The 15,120-nt window shown below is 52.7% G+C and carries 14 protein-coding genes; 2 read left to right on the forward strand and 12 right to left on the reverse strand.

What is annotated here, in order from left to right:
* Nucleotides 1–106: 106 nt before the first annotated feature.
* On the reverse strand, nt 107–1,582 hold the full coding sequence (gene zwf / locus JM656_RS12995) for a glucose-6-phosphate dehydrogenase (RefSeq protein WP_203358151.1): 1,476 nt from the start codon (nt 1,580–1,582) through the stop codon (nt 107–109).
* 355 nt (nt 1,583–1,937) lie between these two features.
* On the opposite strand from zwf, the gene JM656_RS13000 reads away from it, so the two are divergent.
* Nucleotides 1,938–2,807, forward strand: a complete 870-nt coding sequence (locus JM656_RS13000; RefSeq protein WP_203358152.1) for a MurR/RpiR family transcriptional regulator — start codon at nt 1,938–1,940, stop codon at nt 2,805–2,807.
* 93 nt (nt 2,808–2,900) lie between these two features.
* Nucleotides 2,901–4,343, forward strand: coding sequence for a pyruvate kinase (pyk, locus tag JM656_RS13005; RefSeq protein WP_203358153.1), 1,443 nt, complete (start codon nt 2,901–2,903; stop codon nt 4,341–4,343).
* Nucleotides 4,344–4,391: 48 nt separating this feature from the next.
* Here pyk and lpxM read toward each other — a convergent pair whose 3' ends face one another.
* The 11 genes from lpxM to fabD all read right to left on the reverse strand — a co-directional run bounded on the left by lpxM (nt 4,392) and on the right by fabD (nt 15,105).
* Entirely contained in the window at nt 4,392–5,363 is a 972-nt protein-coding gene (gene lpxM, locus JM656_RS13010; protein WP_203358154.1) for a lauroyl-Kdo(2)-lipid IV(A) myristoyltransferase, read from the reverse strand.
* Nucleotides 5,364–5,540: 177 nt separating this feature from the next.
* Nucleotides 5,541–6,974, reverse strand: coding sequence for a PTS glucose transporter subunit IIBC (gene ptsG, locus JM656_RS13015; protein ID WP_203358155.1), 1,434 nt, complete (start codon nt 6,972–6,974; stop codon nt 5,541–5,543).
* A 294-nt stretch (nt 6,975–7,268) separates the two neighbouring features.
* A complete protein-coding gene (locus JM656_RS13020; RefSeq protein ID WP_203358156.1) occupies nt 7,269–8,066 on the reverse strand; it encodes a metal-dependent hydrolase in 798 nt (265 codons plus the stop codon).
* Between the two features lie 10 nt (nt 8,067–8,076).
* Entirely contained in the window at nt 8,077–9,081 is a 1,005-nt protein-coding gene (gene holB / locus JM656_RS13025) for a DNA polymerase III subunit delta' (RefSeq protein ID WP_203358157.1), read from the reverse strand.
* Complete coding sequence (gene tmk / locus JM656_RS13030) at nt 9,078–9,719, reverse strand: dTMP kinase (RefSeq protein ID WP_203358158.1); 642 nt, start codon at nt 9,717–9,719, stop codon at nt 9,078–9,080. The genes holB and tmk overlap by 4 nt, the downstream gene beginning before the upstream one ends.
* Nucleotides 9,709–10,731, reverse strand: coding sequence for a cell division protein YceG (gene yceG / locus JM656_RS13035; protein WP_203358159.1), 1,023 nt, complete (start codon nt 10,729–10,731; stop codon nt 9,709–9,711). The genes tmk and yceG overlap by 11 nt, the downstream gene beginning before the upstream one ends.
* A gap of 2 nt (nt 10,732–10,733) precedes the next feature.
* The gene (gene pabC / locus JM656_RS13040; protein ID WP_203358160.1) at nt 10,734–11,543 is read right to left on the reverse strand and encodes an aminodeoxychorismate lyase; all 810 of its coding nucleotides are present in this window, start codon (nt 11,541–11,543) and stop codon (nt 10,734–10,736) included.
* Nucleotides 11,544–11,705: 162 nt separating this feature from the next.
* A complete protein-coding gene (gene fabF / locus JM656_RS13045; protein ID WP_203358161.1) occupies nt 11,706–12,947 on the reverse strand; it encodes a beta-ketoacyl-ACP synthase II in 1,242 nt (413 codons plus the stop codon).
* A 90-nt stretch (nt 12,948–13,037) separates the two neighbouring features.
* Nucleotides 13,038–13,274, reverse strand: a complete 237-nt coding sequence (gene acpP / locus JM656_RS13050; RefSeq protein ID WP_000103754.1) for an acyl carrier protein — start codon at nt 13,272–13,274, stop codon at nt 13,038–13,040.
* 154 nt (nt 13,275–13,428) lie between these two features.
* Entirely contained in the window at nt 13,429–14,163 is a 735-nt protein-coding gene (gene fabG, locus JM656_RS13055; protein WP_203358162.1) for a 3-oxoacyl-ACP reductase FabG, read from the reverse strand.
* 12 nt (nt 14,164–14,175) lie between these two features.
* Nucleotides 14,176–15,105, reverse strand: a complete 930-nt coding sequence (gene fabD / locus JM656_RS13060; protein WP_203358163.1) for an ACP S-malonyltransferase — start codon at nt 15,103–15,105, stop codon at nt 14,176–14,178.
* Nucleotides 15,106–15,120 lie beyond the last annotated feature (15 nt).

A 15,120-nucleotide genomic window follows, 5' to 3' on the forward strand; every position in this document is an offset into this window, starting at 1 on the left:
AGCCCCGCGGGTGAATCCACGCGGGGCTTAAAAGTGCAAAAATTATTCTGCAATCTGTGTTAGATCATGTTACCGGTAAAATAACACCATCATGGCAGATGAAGTTTTACTCAAATTCATTCCAGGAACGGCCATCGCGGGTGATCATCGCCACCGAGGCCACCGGTCCCCACGTCCCCGCCTGATACGGCTTCGGCGCGTCGTTATCCATCGCCCAGGCTTCTGTGATGGAGTCGACCCATTTCCATGCTTCTTCTACTTCGTCACGGCGCACAAACAGCGCCTGAATGCCCCGCATGGTTTCCAGCAGTAAACGTTCATAGGCATCAGCCAGATGCGTCTGGTTGAAGGTTTCAGAGTAGCTCAGATCCAGCTTGGTAATTTGCAGGTTATGTTTATGATCCAGACCCGGGACTTTATTGAGTACCTGAATATCCACGCCTTCATCTGGCTGCAAACGGATCGTCAATTTGTTCTGCGGCAGATCCTGCCAGGACTCTTTGAACAGGTTGAGCTCCGGCGTTTTGAAGTAGACGACCACTTCAGAACATTTGGTCGGCAGTCGTTTGCCTGTACGCAGGTAAAACGGCACGCCCGCCCAGCGCCAGTTATCGATATCGACACGAATGGCGACGAACGTTTCGGTATTGCTGCTCTTATTCGCCCCCTCTTCTTCCAGATAACCCGGCACTTTTTTACCTTGCGCGAAACCGGTGGTGTACTGGCCACGAACCGTTTTTTCACGGACGTTCGAACGGTCGATACGACGCAGCGATTTCAGCACTTTCACTTTTTCATCGCGAATACTGTCAGCGCTCAGATCGGACGGCGGTGACATAGCGATCATGCACAGAATTTGCAGCAGGTGGTTCTGGATCATGTCGCGCATCTGACCGGCCTGGTCAAAGTAGCCCCAGCGACCTTCAATACCCACCTCTTCCGCCACGGTGATTTCCACGTGATCGATGGTGCGATTGTCCCAGTTATTGACGAACAGGGAGTTGGCAAAACGCAGCGCCAGTAAGTTCAGAACCGTCTCTTTGCCGAGATAGTGGTCAATACGGTAAACCTGGCTCTCGTCAAAATATTCACCCACCTGGTCGTTGATTTCACGAGAAGTGGCCAGTGATGTGCCGAGCGGTTTTTCCATGACCACGCGCGCAGGCTTAGCATTCAGCTTCGCCTCGCCTAACCCTTTGCAGATTGCGCCAAAGGTGCTGGGCGGCATCGCAAAATAGTTAATGGTGGTGCGCTCTTTTTGATCCAGCATCTCCCCCAGGCGGGAAAAGGCTGCGGTATCGTTGACATCCAGATTGCAGAAATCCAGGCGACCACTCAGGGTATCCCACAACCCTTCATCAATTGTTTCCTTCATGAAGGTTTCGAGCGCTTCGCGTACCACCTTGGTGTAGGCTTCTTTATCCCAGTCAGCACGACCAACCCCAATAATGCGGGTATCCGGGTTTATCTGACCGGCTTTTTCCAGTTGATACAGGGAAGGCAGCAATTTACGACGCGCCAGGTCGCCTTTCGCGCCGAAAATGACCAGGTCACATGCCTGGGCTGTTTGCGTTACCGCCATGTCATTCTCCTCAGTTAACTATCCTGGTACTTCTGCCAGGTTATAGTTGTAATTTTATTACAGTGCACTGTACTGCTTTTACGTGATTCCGGAAACCGTAAACACTTATCCACCGGTGCGATCCCGGCTTGTCAGGCATTTTGCGGCATGTTCAGCCACAAAACGGATAAAAAAGTCGTCGTTTTCACACACGTAGCCGACAGCTAAAATCAGACGCCGATCATGTAATGAAAAAAAACAACAACTATTCTATCCATTTTGCCCCCTTAATGGGCACCCGGGGGTAATATCTAACAAAATTGCCTCTCGATTTCCTGTATCTCAGAAATCGTCGTCACCATGAGTTTTCTACATCATGAATATGCTGGAAAAAATCCAGGTACAACTGGAACATCTGAGCAAGTCAGAACGCAAAGTCGCCGATGTTATTCTTGCTTCCCCTGATCAGGCCATCCACTCGAGTATTGCGACGCTGGCCCTGGAAGCGAATGTCAGTGAACCGACCGTAAACCGCTTCTGTCGCAGCATGGACACGCGCGGCTTTCCTGATTTTAAACTGCATCTGGCGCAAAGTCTGGCAAATGGCACGCCCTATGTTAATCGCAATGTGGATGAAGATGACAGCGTTGAGTCCTACACGAGAAAAATCTTCGAATCCGCGATGGCCAGTCTCGACCATGTCCGCCAGTCGCTTGATAAAACTGCGGTGAATCGCGCGGTCGACCTGCTGACGCAAGCGAAGAAAATTTCCTTCTTCGGCCTTGGATCTTCCGCCGCCGTGGCACATGACGCCATGAACAAATTTTTCCGCTTCAACGTTCCGGTCATATACTCCGATGATGTTGTCCTGCAACGCATGAGCTGTATGAATTGTAGCGATGACGACGTCGTTGTGCTCATTTCGCACACGGGCAGAACCAAAAGTCTGGTGGAGCTGGCGCAGCTGGCGCGCGAAAACGATGCGATGGTGATTGCACTGACCTCTGCCGGAACGCCACTGGCGCGCGAGGCCACATTAGCGATTACACTTGATGTACCGGAAGATACTGACATTTATATGCCTATGGTCTCTCGACTTGCCCAACTGACCGTGATAGATGTGCTGGCAACCGGATTTACTTTGCGTCGCGGGGCAAAATTCAGAGATAACTTGAAGCGCGTCAAGGAAGCGCTTAAGGAATCGCGTTTTGATAAAGAACTGCTCATAAGGAGCGATGACCGCTAAAAGCAATAACATGCACACCCTTTTCGTCATCCGGCGTTATATCCGGATCAATGTTCACGCAACACCAAGTTGTTTCAGTCAACGGAGTATTACATGTCCAGAAGGCTTCGCAGAACCAAAATCGTTACCACGTTAGGCCCGGCAACTGATCGCGATAACAACCTTGAGAAAATTATCGCTGCGGGTGCGAACGTCGTACGAATGAACTTCTCTCACGGATCGCCAGAAGATCACAAAATACGCGCTGATAAAGTTCGTGAGATTGCCGCAAAACTGGGGCGTCATGTGGCAATTCTGGGCGATCTCCAGGGGCCAAAAATTCGCGTATCGACCTTCAAAGAAGGCAAAGTATTCCTGAACATCGGCGATAAATTCCTGTTAGACGCAAATCTGGGGAAAGGCGAAGGCGATAAAGAAAAAGTCGGTATCGATTACAAAGGCCTGCCCGCTGATGTTGTTCCTGGTGATATCCTGTTACTGGACGATGGTCGCGTACAGCTAAAAGTCCTGGAAGTTCAGGGCATGAAAGTCTTCACCGAAGTGACCGTCGGCGGCCCACTCTCCAACAACAAAGGCATCAACAAACTCGGCGGCGGCCTCTCTGCAGAAGCGCTGACCGAAAAAGACAAAGCGGATATCGTCACTGCAGCGCAAATCGGCGTTGATTATCTGGCCGTCTCCTTCCCACGCTGCGGCGAAGACCTGAACTATGCGCGTCGTCTCGCACGCGAAGCTGGCTGCGATGCAAAAATTGTCGCCAAAGTCGAACGTGCAGAAGCCGTTTGCGACCAGAATGCGATGGATGACATCATTCTGGCTTCCGATGTTGTGATGGTAGCTCGCGGCGATCTGGGCGTTGAAATCGGCGATCCGGAGCTGGTCGGTATTCAGAAGGCCTTGATTCGTCGCGCTCGTCAGCTGAACCGTGCGGTTATTACCGCTACGCAGATGATGGAGTCGATGATCACCAACCCTATGCCAACCCGTGCAGAAGTTATGGACGTGGCCAACGCCGTGCTGGATGGCACCGACGCCGTAATGCTGTCAGCTGAAACCGCCGCGGGCCAGTATCCGGCTGAAACGGTAGCCGCGATGGCGCGCGTATGTCTGGGCGCAGAAAAAATCCCAAGCATTAACGTCTCTAAACACCGCCTCGACGTGCAGTTCGATAATGTTGAAGAAGCCATCGCCATGTCGGCAATGTATGCTGCAAACCACCTGAAAGGGGTGACGGCCATTATCGCCATGACCGAATCAGGGCGTACTGCGCTGATGACCTCGCGTATCAGTTCTGGCTTGCCGATTTTCGCGATGTCTCGTCATGAGCGCACGCTGAACCTGACTTCTTTGTATCGTGGCGTCACGCCGGTACACTTCGACAGCGCGGCTGACGGCGTTGTGGCGGCAAGTGAAGCGGTTAATTTGCTGCGTGACAAAGGCTATCTGGTGTCCGGCGATCTGGTGATTGTCACCCAGGGCGACGTGATGAGCACCATCGGTTCGACCAACACGACCCGTATTCTGACCGTCGAATAATTTCCCGACGCCAGAAAGTAAAAAGCCTCTCTGACGAGAGGCTTTTTTTTATTTGATTGGATAAAGGTCTTTGCGCTTATACGGCTGAATTTCGCCCGGTTTACGCGTCTTCAGCAGTTTTAAAATCCAGGTGTATTGTTCAGGATGCGGACCCACGAAGATTTCCACCTCTTCGTTCATTCTTCTGGCGATGGTGTTGTCATCCGCCGTCAGGAGATCGTCCATCGGCGGACGCACCAGAATCGATAACCGGTGTGTTTTGCCATCATAGACAGGAAAAAGCGGAACCACGCGGGCGCGGCACACTTTCATCAAGCGACCGATAGCCGGCAAGGTTGCTTTATATGTCGCGAAGAAATCAACAAACTCACTGTGCTCGACACCGTGATCCTGATCCGGCAAATAGTATCCCCAGTAACCCTGGCGGACAGACTGGATAAACGGTTTAATGCCGTCATTACGGGCATGCAAACGCCCGCCGAAGCGGCGACGTACGGTGTTCCAGACGTAATCAAATACCGGGTTGCCCTGATTATGGAACATGGCCGCCATTTTCTGCCCCTGCGATGCCATCAGCATCGCCGGGATATCAACGCCCCACCCGTGCGGCACCAGAAAGATCACTTTCTCATTGTTGCGGCGCAGTTCCTCGATAATTTCCAGCCCCTGCCAGTCGATGCGTTTCTGTACTTTTTCAGGGCCTCGCATCGCCAGTTCGGCCATCATCGCCATTGCCTGAGGCGCTGTCTCAAACATCTCATCGACAATTGCTTCACGCTCGGCTTCGCTGCGCTGCGGGAAGCAAAGCGATAAATTGATCAGTGCACGACGACGAGAGCTTTTCCCCATACGTCCGGCAATACGGCCCAGTTTGGCCAATATGGGGTCGCGAATTGACGCTGGCGTTAGCGCAATACCCGCCATCGCGGCGACGCCCAGCCAGGCTCCCCAATAGCGAGGGTGGCGAAATGATTTTTCAAATTCAGGGATGTACTCAATGTTATTTTTTTTCGTTTCCATGCTTTTCCAGTGTCTGATGACGCGAATGCGAAAAGTCGATCTGCTGATAGTGTAGCGGCGCGCCGTGCCCCATACAAAGTAAAAATCCGCCTTCGCGGGCGGTAGTCTCTCTTTTTTTCGTCAGACGTAAAAAAGGCAGCCATAAGGCTGCCTTAGTTCTCCCCAACGTCTTACGGCTTAGTGGCTGCGGATGTATTCATCCATTTCAGTTTTCAGGTTATCGGATTTAGTACCGAAAATTGCCTGAACACCAGAGCCCGCCACAACAACGCCCGCTGCACCCAGTTTCTTCAGGCCAGCTTGATCCACTTTCGTCACATCAGCAACGCTGACACGCAGACGTGTGATACAGGCGTCGAGGTTGGTGATGTTATCTTTACCGCCGAATGCCGCAATCAGAGCCGGAGCCATTTCACTGGTCTCGCCAGTTTTGTTGTCTTCGGTGGCATCTTCACGACCAGGCGTTTTCAGATCCAGCGCTTTGATCAGCACACGGAAAATGGTGTAGTAAACAATCGCATAACCTGCACCCACAATCGGGAACAGCCACAGCTTGCTGCTGTTACCACTCAGCACGATGAAGTCAATCAGACCGTGAGAGAAGGAAGTACCATCACGCATACCCAGCAGGATACAGATCGGGAACGCCAGACCAGCCAGAATCGCATGAATCACGTACAGGATCGGCGCAACGAACATGAAGGAGAACTCGATCGGCTCGGTAATACCGGTCAGGAACGAGGTCAACGCTGCGGAGATCATGATACCGCCCACTTTCGCGCGGTTTTCTGGTTTAGCAGAGTGCCAGATTGCAATCGCAGCCGCCGGCAGACCGTACATTTTGAACAGGAAGCCGCCAGACAGCTTACCTGCAGTCGGGTCACCCGCCATATAGCGCGGAATATCGCCGTGGAACACCTGACCTGCTGCGTTGGTGTATTCACCAATTTGCATCTGGAAAGGAACGTTCCAGATGTGGTGCAGACCGAATGGAACCAGGCAACGCTCAACGAAGCCGTAGATACCGAACGCAACAACCGGGTTCTGGTATGCGGCCCACTGAGAGAACGTCTGAATAGCAGTACCGATCGGCGGCCAAATGAAGGACAGGATGACACCGGTGAAGATGGCAGCCAGACCAGAAATAATAGGCACAAAGCGCTTACCGGCGAAGAAGCCCAGATACTCAGGCAGCTTGATACGGTAGAAACGGTTGAACATATACGCTGCAATCGCACCGGAGATAATCCCCCCGAGCACACCGGTATCCGCCAGGTGTTTTGCTGCGATTTCTTCAGCAGGTAAATGCAGAACCAGCGGCGCTACCACAGCCATGGTTTTAACCATGATGCCGTATGCAACCACCGAGGCCAGTGCCGAAACGCCGTCGTTGTTAGTAAAACCGAGTGCAACACCGATAGCAAAGATCAATGGCATATTGGCAAAAACAGAACCGCCTGCTTCCGCCATTACGTGTGAAACTACGGCTGGCAGCCAGCTGAAGTTTGCGGAACCGACGCCCAGCAGGATACCTGCGATAGGCAGTACGGATACCGGTAGCATCAGCGATTTACCGACCTTTTGCAGGTTAGCAAATGCATTCTTAAACATAATTGAGAGTGCTCCTGAGTATTTTGTGCTTTCTACGTTCTCACGCATTGGCGAGGGGGGAGAACCCCGCCGTGGACAGGACATCTAAGTGCCCTTTTATTTATTACACAGAGTAAAATAATTCAGATCAATTTTGTTTGACGGCTATCACGTTTCAGCTGTAGCCCATGTCAATATCGTCAAATACTGTCGAAATCCGTATCGGAATGTTTCAAACCGACCGTTCACCGCCCATTTTATGGCGGTGAACTCTACGCGTTTTGCGTATTAATTACGAGCTTAAAAAAAACTCTGCTAGCGGATGGATTGCAGGCGAGAAGCGTTAATATGGAACAGGCGGGAGAAGTTATCGGTGGTTACCTGCGCCAGTTCTTCAACGGCAACACCTTTTAAAACAGCCATATACTCTGCAACATCACGAACCATAGCGGGCTGGTTCTCTTTCCCGCGATGCGGCACCGGAGCAAGATATGGCGAATCCGTTTCCACTAACAGACGATCCAGCGGTACGTAGCGGGCTGCATCACGCAACTGCTCAGCATTACGAAAAGTCACGATACCGGAAAAAGAGATATAAAATCCGAGATCCAGTAACTTACCCGCCGTTTCTCTGTCCTCTGTAAAACAGTGTAGTACGCCACCGCAATCCGTCACCTTTTCCTGGCGTAAAATTGCCAGCGTGTCAGCGCGTGCATCGCGGGTATGAACAATGACCGGCTTATTAAGCTCACGGCCAATCTGGATATGGTGAATGAAAGATTCCTGCTGGCGCATCTTTGTTTCAGGGGTGTAGAAATAATCCAGCCCGGTCTCTCCCATCGCGACAACGCCCTCTTCAGCGGCGAAACGACGCAGCTCTTCGACATCATACGGTTCATCCTGATTTAACGGATGTACGCCGCAAGAGAAAACCACATTGTCGCGGTCACCGACCAGTTCACGCATTCCGCGATACCCCGGCAGCGTTGTCGCCACCGCCAGGCAAAATTTCACATCACGCGCGGCGGCTTTCGCCAGCACGTCATCCACGTCCTTATGCAGAGATTGATAATCCAGGCCATCCAAATGGCAGTGTGAGTCGACTAAAAACATAATGTCTCTCTCAAAGATGGGAAACGGGCAACACGGTGCCCGGTTGCAAATAATGTTCAATACGGAGGATGAGATCGGTAAGCACCAGTTCGCGGTTTACCCCGACCACATTGATAAGTTGCTCGCGGCAATGACAAACATCGCTGAGGATTGCCTGAATATGAGCCGCCGATAAGCGTTGTGCTATCAGCGGAACCAGCGTTTGGACATCCACATTGGTAAGGTACGAAGCACCGTGGCGGAACTTCAGGGCATCCATCAGTAAGGTTGCCAGCCAGTGTAGACGGGTCGCCGCCTGCTCATGATTCAGTGCGGAAAGCAAGATATACCAGTCGTTGGCCTGCAGAGTGTTAGCCAGCGCCTCACAGAGTGCACCACGATGCGCCCAGCTCTCTTCCTGAAGCAGCGTCAAGGCGGCACCAGGAGACCCCGCACTCAGGCGCAGCGCCGTGAGCAACGCGTCTTGTGACACCGTCACTTCTCGTGCAAGCCAGGAAATTGCATAGTTTTCTGCCGGGGGCGCCAGGTGGTGAAGTCGGCAGCGGCTGCGTAATGTGGCCAGCAATCGTGCGGGTTCACGACAGGCGAGGAAGAACCAGGTTTGAGACGGCGGCTCTTCCAGCGTTTTTAACAACGCATTGGCGGCAGCCTCTGTCAGTAACGACGCTTCGGGGATCCACACCACCTTCGCGCCGCCAAGACGGGAGCGCTCATACAGTTTTTCGCTGATGTCGCGGACGGCGTCAACCCCGAGGGTACTTTTCCCTTTTTCGGGCAGCAGTGAGTAGTAATCCGGATGCGTTCCAGCCTGCATCAACTGGCAGCCCCGACAGTGTCCACAGCTTTTATGTCCTTCCGGACGCTGACACAACAGATAGCGGCTAAGGGCATAAATCAGCGCATCGTCGCCCATACCAGGCAGCGCCTGAATCAGTAGCGCATGGTGACCACGACCCGACTGATAGCTTGCTACCAGTTTTTCAAAGTCCGGTCGTAACCATGGATACCATTTCATGCGCCCTGCTCCTTCACCCATTCGGTGACGGCGGCGCGAATATCACTCATGACCTTTTCCAGCGTCTGGGTCGCATCAATCGTGCGGATGCTGGCATCCTGCGACGCCAGTTCCAGATAACGGGCGCGGGTTCGATTGAAGAAATCAAAAGACTCCTGCTCAATGCGATCCAGTTCGCCACGCGCACGGGCGCGTTTTAGTCCGACTTCAGGGGTGACATCCAGATAGAGCGTGAGATTCGGGCGAAAATCCCCCAGCACGGCGTCACGCAGTGTCGCCAGCATGCGCTGATCGATACCGCGACCGCCGCCCTGGTACGCCTGCGTGGAGAGATCGTGACGATCGCCAATCACCCAGGTTCCCTTAGCCAGCGCAGGTTTGATCACCGTCTCCACCAGTTGCACGCGGGCGGCATAAAACATGAGCACTTCAGCTTTGTCTGTAATCACTTCATCGCCGACCGATTTGATGTCCAGCACCAGGCTTCTTAATTTTTCCGCAAGCTGCGTACCGCCAGGCTCACGGGTAAAAATCATGTCGCGGATACCCAGTTGCTCGAGCGTCTCTACCACGACATTTCGCGCCGTGGTTTTGCCCGCGCCTTCCAGTCCTTCGATGACGATGTAATTACTGCCCATTTTTTTCCTTAAGCACTTTCAGGTAGTCCTGCACTGACCGGTTATGGCCGGCAAGATTAGTATTAAACGTGTGACCGCCTTTGCCATCGGCCACAAAATAGAGATACGGGGTTTTAGCCGGATGTGCGGCGGCCTTTAAAGATGCCTCACCAGGCATGGCAATCGGCCCTGGGGGCAACCCTGAGATAGTATAGGTATTATACGCGGTCGGGGTTTCCAGGTCCGCACGGGAAAGTTTGCCATCATAGCGCTCCCCCATTCCATAGATAACCGTCGGGTCGGTCTGCAAACGCATCCCCGTACGAAGACGGTTGATAAACACCGATGCCACCTGGTCACGCTCACTGGCAACCGCCGTCTCTTTTTCGATGATGGAGGCCATGGTAACCAGCTGATTCTGATCTTGATAGGGCAACCCTTCCGACCGACCTTCCCAGACACCCTCAACGGCTTTGACCATCTTTTGGTGGGCGCGCTTCAGTAACGCAACGTCGGTCGTGTTGGCGGTGTACATCCAGGTATCTGGCCAGAACCAGCCCTCCACCCACTCAGGATTTTCCAGCTTCAGCGCCTGCGCGACCGTCTCGTACTTGTCGTCGCTCAGGGTGTGCTTGATGTAAGGGGCTTCTCTCAGCTGTTTGAGGTAATCACTCAGCCGCATCCCTTCAACCAACCGTAGCGGAAACTGGGCCTCTTTCCCACTTTCCAGCAGGATAAGCATCTCCCTTACGGTCATATCAGGCGTGAGTCGATACGTCCCCGCCTTAAAATGCGAGAGTTCTGGCTCAATGCGCAATAACCACTGAAACACGCGAGGGCGGTTGATGACGTTATCAGCATAAAGCTGTTCCCCCAGTGCCAGGCGGCCCGTCCCGGCCTTCAGGCTAAAGACCGTCTCTTCTTTAATCAGCAGTTTGCTGTCCGCCAGTTGGCGAACTTTCCACATTCCCACTCCAGCAGCAATGCCCAGCACAACCAGCATCAGAAGGAAAACGTATAACAATTTTTTCATGGCTAATTCGGGTGCTCACAACGTGGGGCTAAAAAATCAAACAATGTGCGTGAAGACAACAGCCTGTCACCGCAGGCGCGCACTGGAACCACAGGCATCAGGGCGTTGCAAACCACCATTTCTTCAGCCTGCATCAGTTCCTCTTCTCTGGCATTCACTTCGACAACCTCGAAAGGCGATTGTGCCAGTATACGAATACAGAATTGTCGCATAATGCCATTCACTCCGGCCTGGTCCAGACGTGGGGTATACACCCTGGTACCTATACGCCAGAACAGATTCGCGGCACAGCATTCCGTAACCCATCCCTCACTGTCAAGAACCAGCGCCTCATCCGCGTTCGTCTGCTCAAGATGAGAGCGGATTAACACCTGCTCCAGCCTGTTCAGGTGTTTTAAGCCAGCGAGATAAGGATTCCGCCCGAGACGAACAGGGCTTAACGCAAGGGTAATTCCCTCACGACGCCAACGATCATAATGGGCAGGCCAGGCAGAAACTGAAAGAAGTCGGGTGGCTGCCGTGCAGTTCGCCGCGCTATACCCTCTGCCGCCGCTGCCACGACTGATGATCACTTTCAAAACGCCACGTTCATGCCCCACTGCCAGTTGCACCATTTCTCGCTGCAACAAATCCCATTCACTGAAAGGGATCAGGAGCCTCTCGCAGGCATTCTGTAAACGCTCCAGATGAGCATTCAGCAGGGAAACGCTTCCCCCGACGATTTGCGCCGTGGTGAAGCAACCATCGCCGAATTGTATCGCCCGGTCACTGGCGGCAAGGGTTTCCTGCTCACGGCCATTAATCAAGAACATAGTGGCTCCTTATGCGTGGTCGGGTAGTTTGGCAGGATGGATAACACAGGACAAGGGAAGAAAACTGAATAAAAAAGGCCCGGCAAGCGGACCTTTTTTATTTTAATCACCAAATGGCGCTTCGCAATGAACAGGCCTGCGCATTGGCAGGCCTAAATTGCATCAGATCTTTTTAAAGATCAGCGAGCCGTTGGTGCCGCCAAAGCCGAAGGAGTTACACAACGCGTACTCCATTCCGCTGACCTGACGCGCTTCGTGAGGAACGAAGTCCAGATCGCAACCATCATCTGGATTATCCAGGTTAATGGTCGGCGGAACAGCCTGATCGCGCAGCGCCAGGATAGAGAAAATAGACTCTACCGCGCCAGCCGCGCCCAGCAAGTGGCCGGTCATGGACTTGGTGGAACTGACCATCACACGGGTCGCCGCATCACCAAATACCGATTTCACGGCCTGGGTTTCCGCTTTGTCGCCAGCCGGCGTCGACGTACCATGTGCATTGACATAGCCAATCTGAGCCGGTTCGAGTGCGGCATCACGCAGCGCGTTGACCATAGCCAGCGCCGCGCCTGCGCCATCTTCCGGCGGTGACGTCATATGATAAGCATCGCTGCTCATACCAAAGCCGACAACTTCAGCATAAATTTTTGCGCCACGCGCTTTCGCATGTTCGTACTCTTCCAGTACCACCATGCCTGCACCGTCGCCCAGCACAAAGCCATCACGTTCTTTATCCCACGGGCGGCTTGCCGCTTGTGGGTTTTCATTACGTGTAGACAGCGCACGAGCCGCGCCAAAACCACCCACGCCAAGCGGGGTACTGGCTTTTTCAGCACCACCCGCAACCATCGCATCTGCGTCGCCGTATGCAATGATACGCGCGGCATGACCGATGTTGTGTACGCCAGACGTACAGGCTGTAGCGATAGAGATGCTTGGCCCACGCAGGCCATACATGATGGTCAGGTGTCCTGCCACCATGTTAACAATCGTCGACGGGACGAAGAACGGGCTGATCTTACGCGGCCCACCGTTTACCAGTGAGGTATGGTTTTCTTCGATAAGTCCGAGACCGCCAATACCGGAGCCGATTGCGGCGCCAATACGGGTTGCGTTCTCTTCCGTCACTTCAAGACCAGAATCCTGCATGGCCTGAGCGCCAGCGACAATTCCATATTGAATGAAGGCATCCATCTTGCGCTGTTCTTTGCGCGAGATGATGTCATCACAGTTAAAATCCTTTACTAAGCCAGCAAATTTAGTTGCATAGGCGCTAGTATCGAAATGGTCGATCAGGCTGATGCCACTCTGACCGGCAAGGAGAGCTTTCCAGGTAGACTCTACGGTATTGCCGACAGGAGACAACATGCCCAGTCCGGTCACAACTACACGACGCTTAGACACGGTTGTCCTCCAGGGAGGGAAAAAATGATTCTAGTGGGACAAAATAAAGATAAAACTCAGGCGGTCGAGTGACCGCCTGGAGATGTTCACTTACGCCTGGTGACCGTTGATGTAATCAATGGCAGCCTGAACGGTAGTGATTTTCTCAGCTTCTTCGTCCGGAATCTCAGTATCAAACTCTTCTTCCAGAGCCATTACCAGCTCAACGGTGTCAAGAGAATCTGCGCCCAGGTCTTCAACGAAGGAAGCATTGTTGGTTACTTCTTCCTGCTTAACGCCCAGCTGTTCGCCGATAATTTTCTTAACGCGTTCTTCGATAGTGCTCATACTCTTAAATTTCCTATCAAAACTCGCTTTCGCGATGGTTTTCGTAGTGTATAAAATGTTGAAAAATTTGCAACTAAATCCCGGCAGGTCTTACCACGATTTTACGTTATTTTGAGGCCATTCGCTCTAATAACGCAAATCTTTTTCATCGTGATTAAACCATGTACATTCCGCCGTTGACGTGCAGAGTCTCACCAGAGATGTAACTTGCTTCGTCAGAGGCTAAAAATGCAACCGCACTGGCGATTTCCTGAGCGCCGCCGAGGCGACCCGCAGGAACCTGCGCCAGAATACCCGCACGCTGATCATCTGACAGCGCACGCGTCATGTCCGTTTCAATAAAGCCCGGAGCAACAACGTTTACAGTAATACCACGGGACGCAACTTCACGCGCCAGTGATTTACTGAAGCCGATCAAACCCGCTTTCGCCGCAGCGTAGTTAGCCTGACCTGCATTTCCCATGGTACCAACCACAGAACCGATAGTGATAATACGACCATGACGCTTTTTCATCATAGCGCGCATTACCGCTTTTGACAGACGGAAAACAGATGACAGGTTGGTTTCGATAATATCGTTCCACTCATCATCTTTCATTCGCATCAACAGATTATCACGAGTGATACCGGCATTATTAACCAGGATATCGACTTCACCAAATTCTGCGCGAATTTTTTCCAGAACAGATTCAATAGATGCAGGGTCGGTCACATTCAACATCAGACCTTTACCGTTTGCACCTAAGTAATCGCTAATGGCCTGAGCGCCACTTTCGCTGGTAGCAGTACCGATAACCTTCGCGCCACGGGCAACGAGTGTTTCAGCAATTGCGCGGCCAATGCCACGGCTTGCACCGGTAACCAGCGCGACTTTTCCTTCAAAACTCATGGTTTTCCTCTTTTATTGCTCAAGCGCCGCAGACAGCGCCGCTGGCTCATTCAGTGCCGAGGCTGTCAGGGTGTCAACAATACGTTTCGTCAGACCAGTGAGAACTTTACCTGGGCCCACTTCATAAAGGTGCGTAACACCCTGCGCGGCGATAAATTCTACGCTTTTCGTCCACTGCACCGGATTATACAGTTGGCGTACCAGTGCATCACGAATTGCATCAGCGTCAGCTTCACATTTCACATCAACGTTATTCACGACAGGTACCGTCGGCGCGTTGAAGGTGATTTTCGCTAACTCAACAGCCAGTTTATCGGCTGCGGGCTTCATCAGCGCACAGTGTGACGGAACGCTGACCGGTAATGGAAGCGCACGTTTTGCACCTGCGGCTTTACAGGCTGCGCCAGCACGTTCAACGGCTTCTTTGTGCCCGGCAATGACCACCTGACCCGGTGAGTTAAAGTTAACCGGGGAGACAACCTGACCTTCAGCAGACTCTTCGCACGCTTTGGCGATGGAAGCGTCGTCCAGGCCGATAATTGCAGACATGCCGCCAGTCCCTTCTGGGACCGCTTCCTGCATGAATTTGCCACGCAGTTCAACCAGACGCACGGCATCAGCAAAATTCATGACGCCAGCGCAGACCAACGCAGAGTATTCACCGAGGCTGTGTCCTGCCATCAGCGCTGGCGTTTTACCGCCCTGCTGCTGCCATACGCGATACAGTGCCACGGAGGCCGTCAACAGTGCTGGCTGAGTTTGCCACGTTTTATTCAGTTCTTCCGCTGGACCTTGCTGCGTCAACGCCCACAGGTCATAGCCCAGCGCGGCAGAAGCTTCAGCAAAAGTTTCTTCTACGATGGGGTATGCTGCAGCCATATCAGACAGCATCCCAACGGTTTGAGAACCCTGACCAGGGAACACAAAAGCAAATTGCGTCATGTTTAATTCCTTATA

This window comes from Citrobacter sp. R56 (genome assembly GCF_016811995.1).
Taxonomy (GTDB): Bacteria; Pseudomonadota; Gammaproteobacteria; order Enterobacterales; family Enterobacteriaceae; genus Citrobacter_D; species Citrobacter_D enshiensis.

Coding starts and splice junctions, on each gene's coding strand:
- zwf (WP_203358151.1), bottom strand. CDS start 1,582: ATGGCGGTAACGCAAACAGCCCAGGCATGTGACCTGGTCATTTTCGGC.
- JM656_RS13000 (WP_203358152.1), top strand. CDS start 1,938: ATGAATATGCTGGAAAAAATCCAGGTACAACTGGAACATCTGAGCAAG.
- pyk (WP_203358153.1), top strand. CDS start 2,901: ATGTCCAGAAGGCTTCGCAGAACCAAAATCGTTACCACGTTAGGCCCG.
- lpxM (WP_203358154.1), bottom strand. CDS start 5,363: ATGGAAACGAAAAAAAATAACATTGAGTACATCCCTGAATTTGAAAAA.
- ptsG (WP_203358155.1), bottom strand. CDS start 6,974: ATGTTTAAGAATGCATTTGCTAACCTGCAAAAGGTCGGTAAATCGCTG.
- JM656_RS13020 (WP_203358156.1), bottom strand. CDS start 8,066: ATGTTTTTAGTCGACTCACACTGCCATTTGGATGGCCTGGATTATCAA.
- holB (WP_203358157.1), bottom strand. CDS start 9,081: ATGAAATGGTATCCATGGTTACGACCGGACTTTGAAAAACTGGTAGCA.
- tmk (WP_203358158.1), bottom strand. CDS start 9,719: ATGGGCAGTAATTACATCGTCATCGAAGGACTGGAAGGCGCGGGCAAA.
- yceG (WP_203358159.1), bottom strand. CDS start 10,731: ATGAAAAAATTGTTATACGTTTTCCTTCTGATGCTGGTTGTGCTGGGC.
- pabC (WP_203358160.1), bottom strand. CDS start 11,543: ATGTTCTTGATTAATGGCCGTGAGCAGGAAACCCTTGCCGCCAGTGAC.
- acpP (WP_000103754.1), bottom strand. CDS start 13,274: ATGAGCACTATCGAAGAACGCGTTAAGAAAATTATCGGCGAACAGCTG.
- fabG (WP_203358162.1), bottom strand. CDS start 14,163: ATGAGTTTTGAAGGAAAAGTCGCGCTGGTTACCGGTGCAAGCCGTGGC.
- fabD (WP_203358163.1), bottom strand. CDS start 15,105: ATGACGCAATTTGCTTTTGTGTTCCCTGGTCAGGGTTCTCAAACCGTT.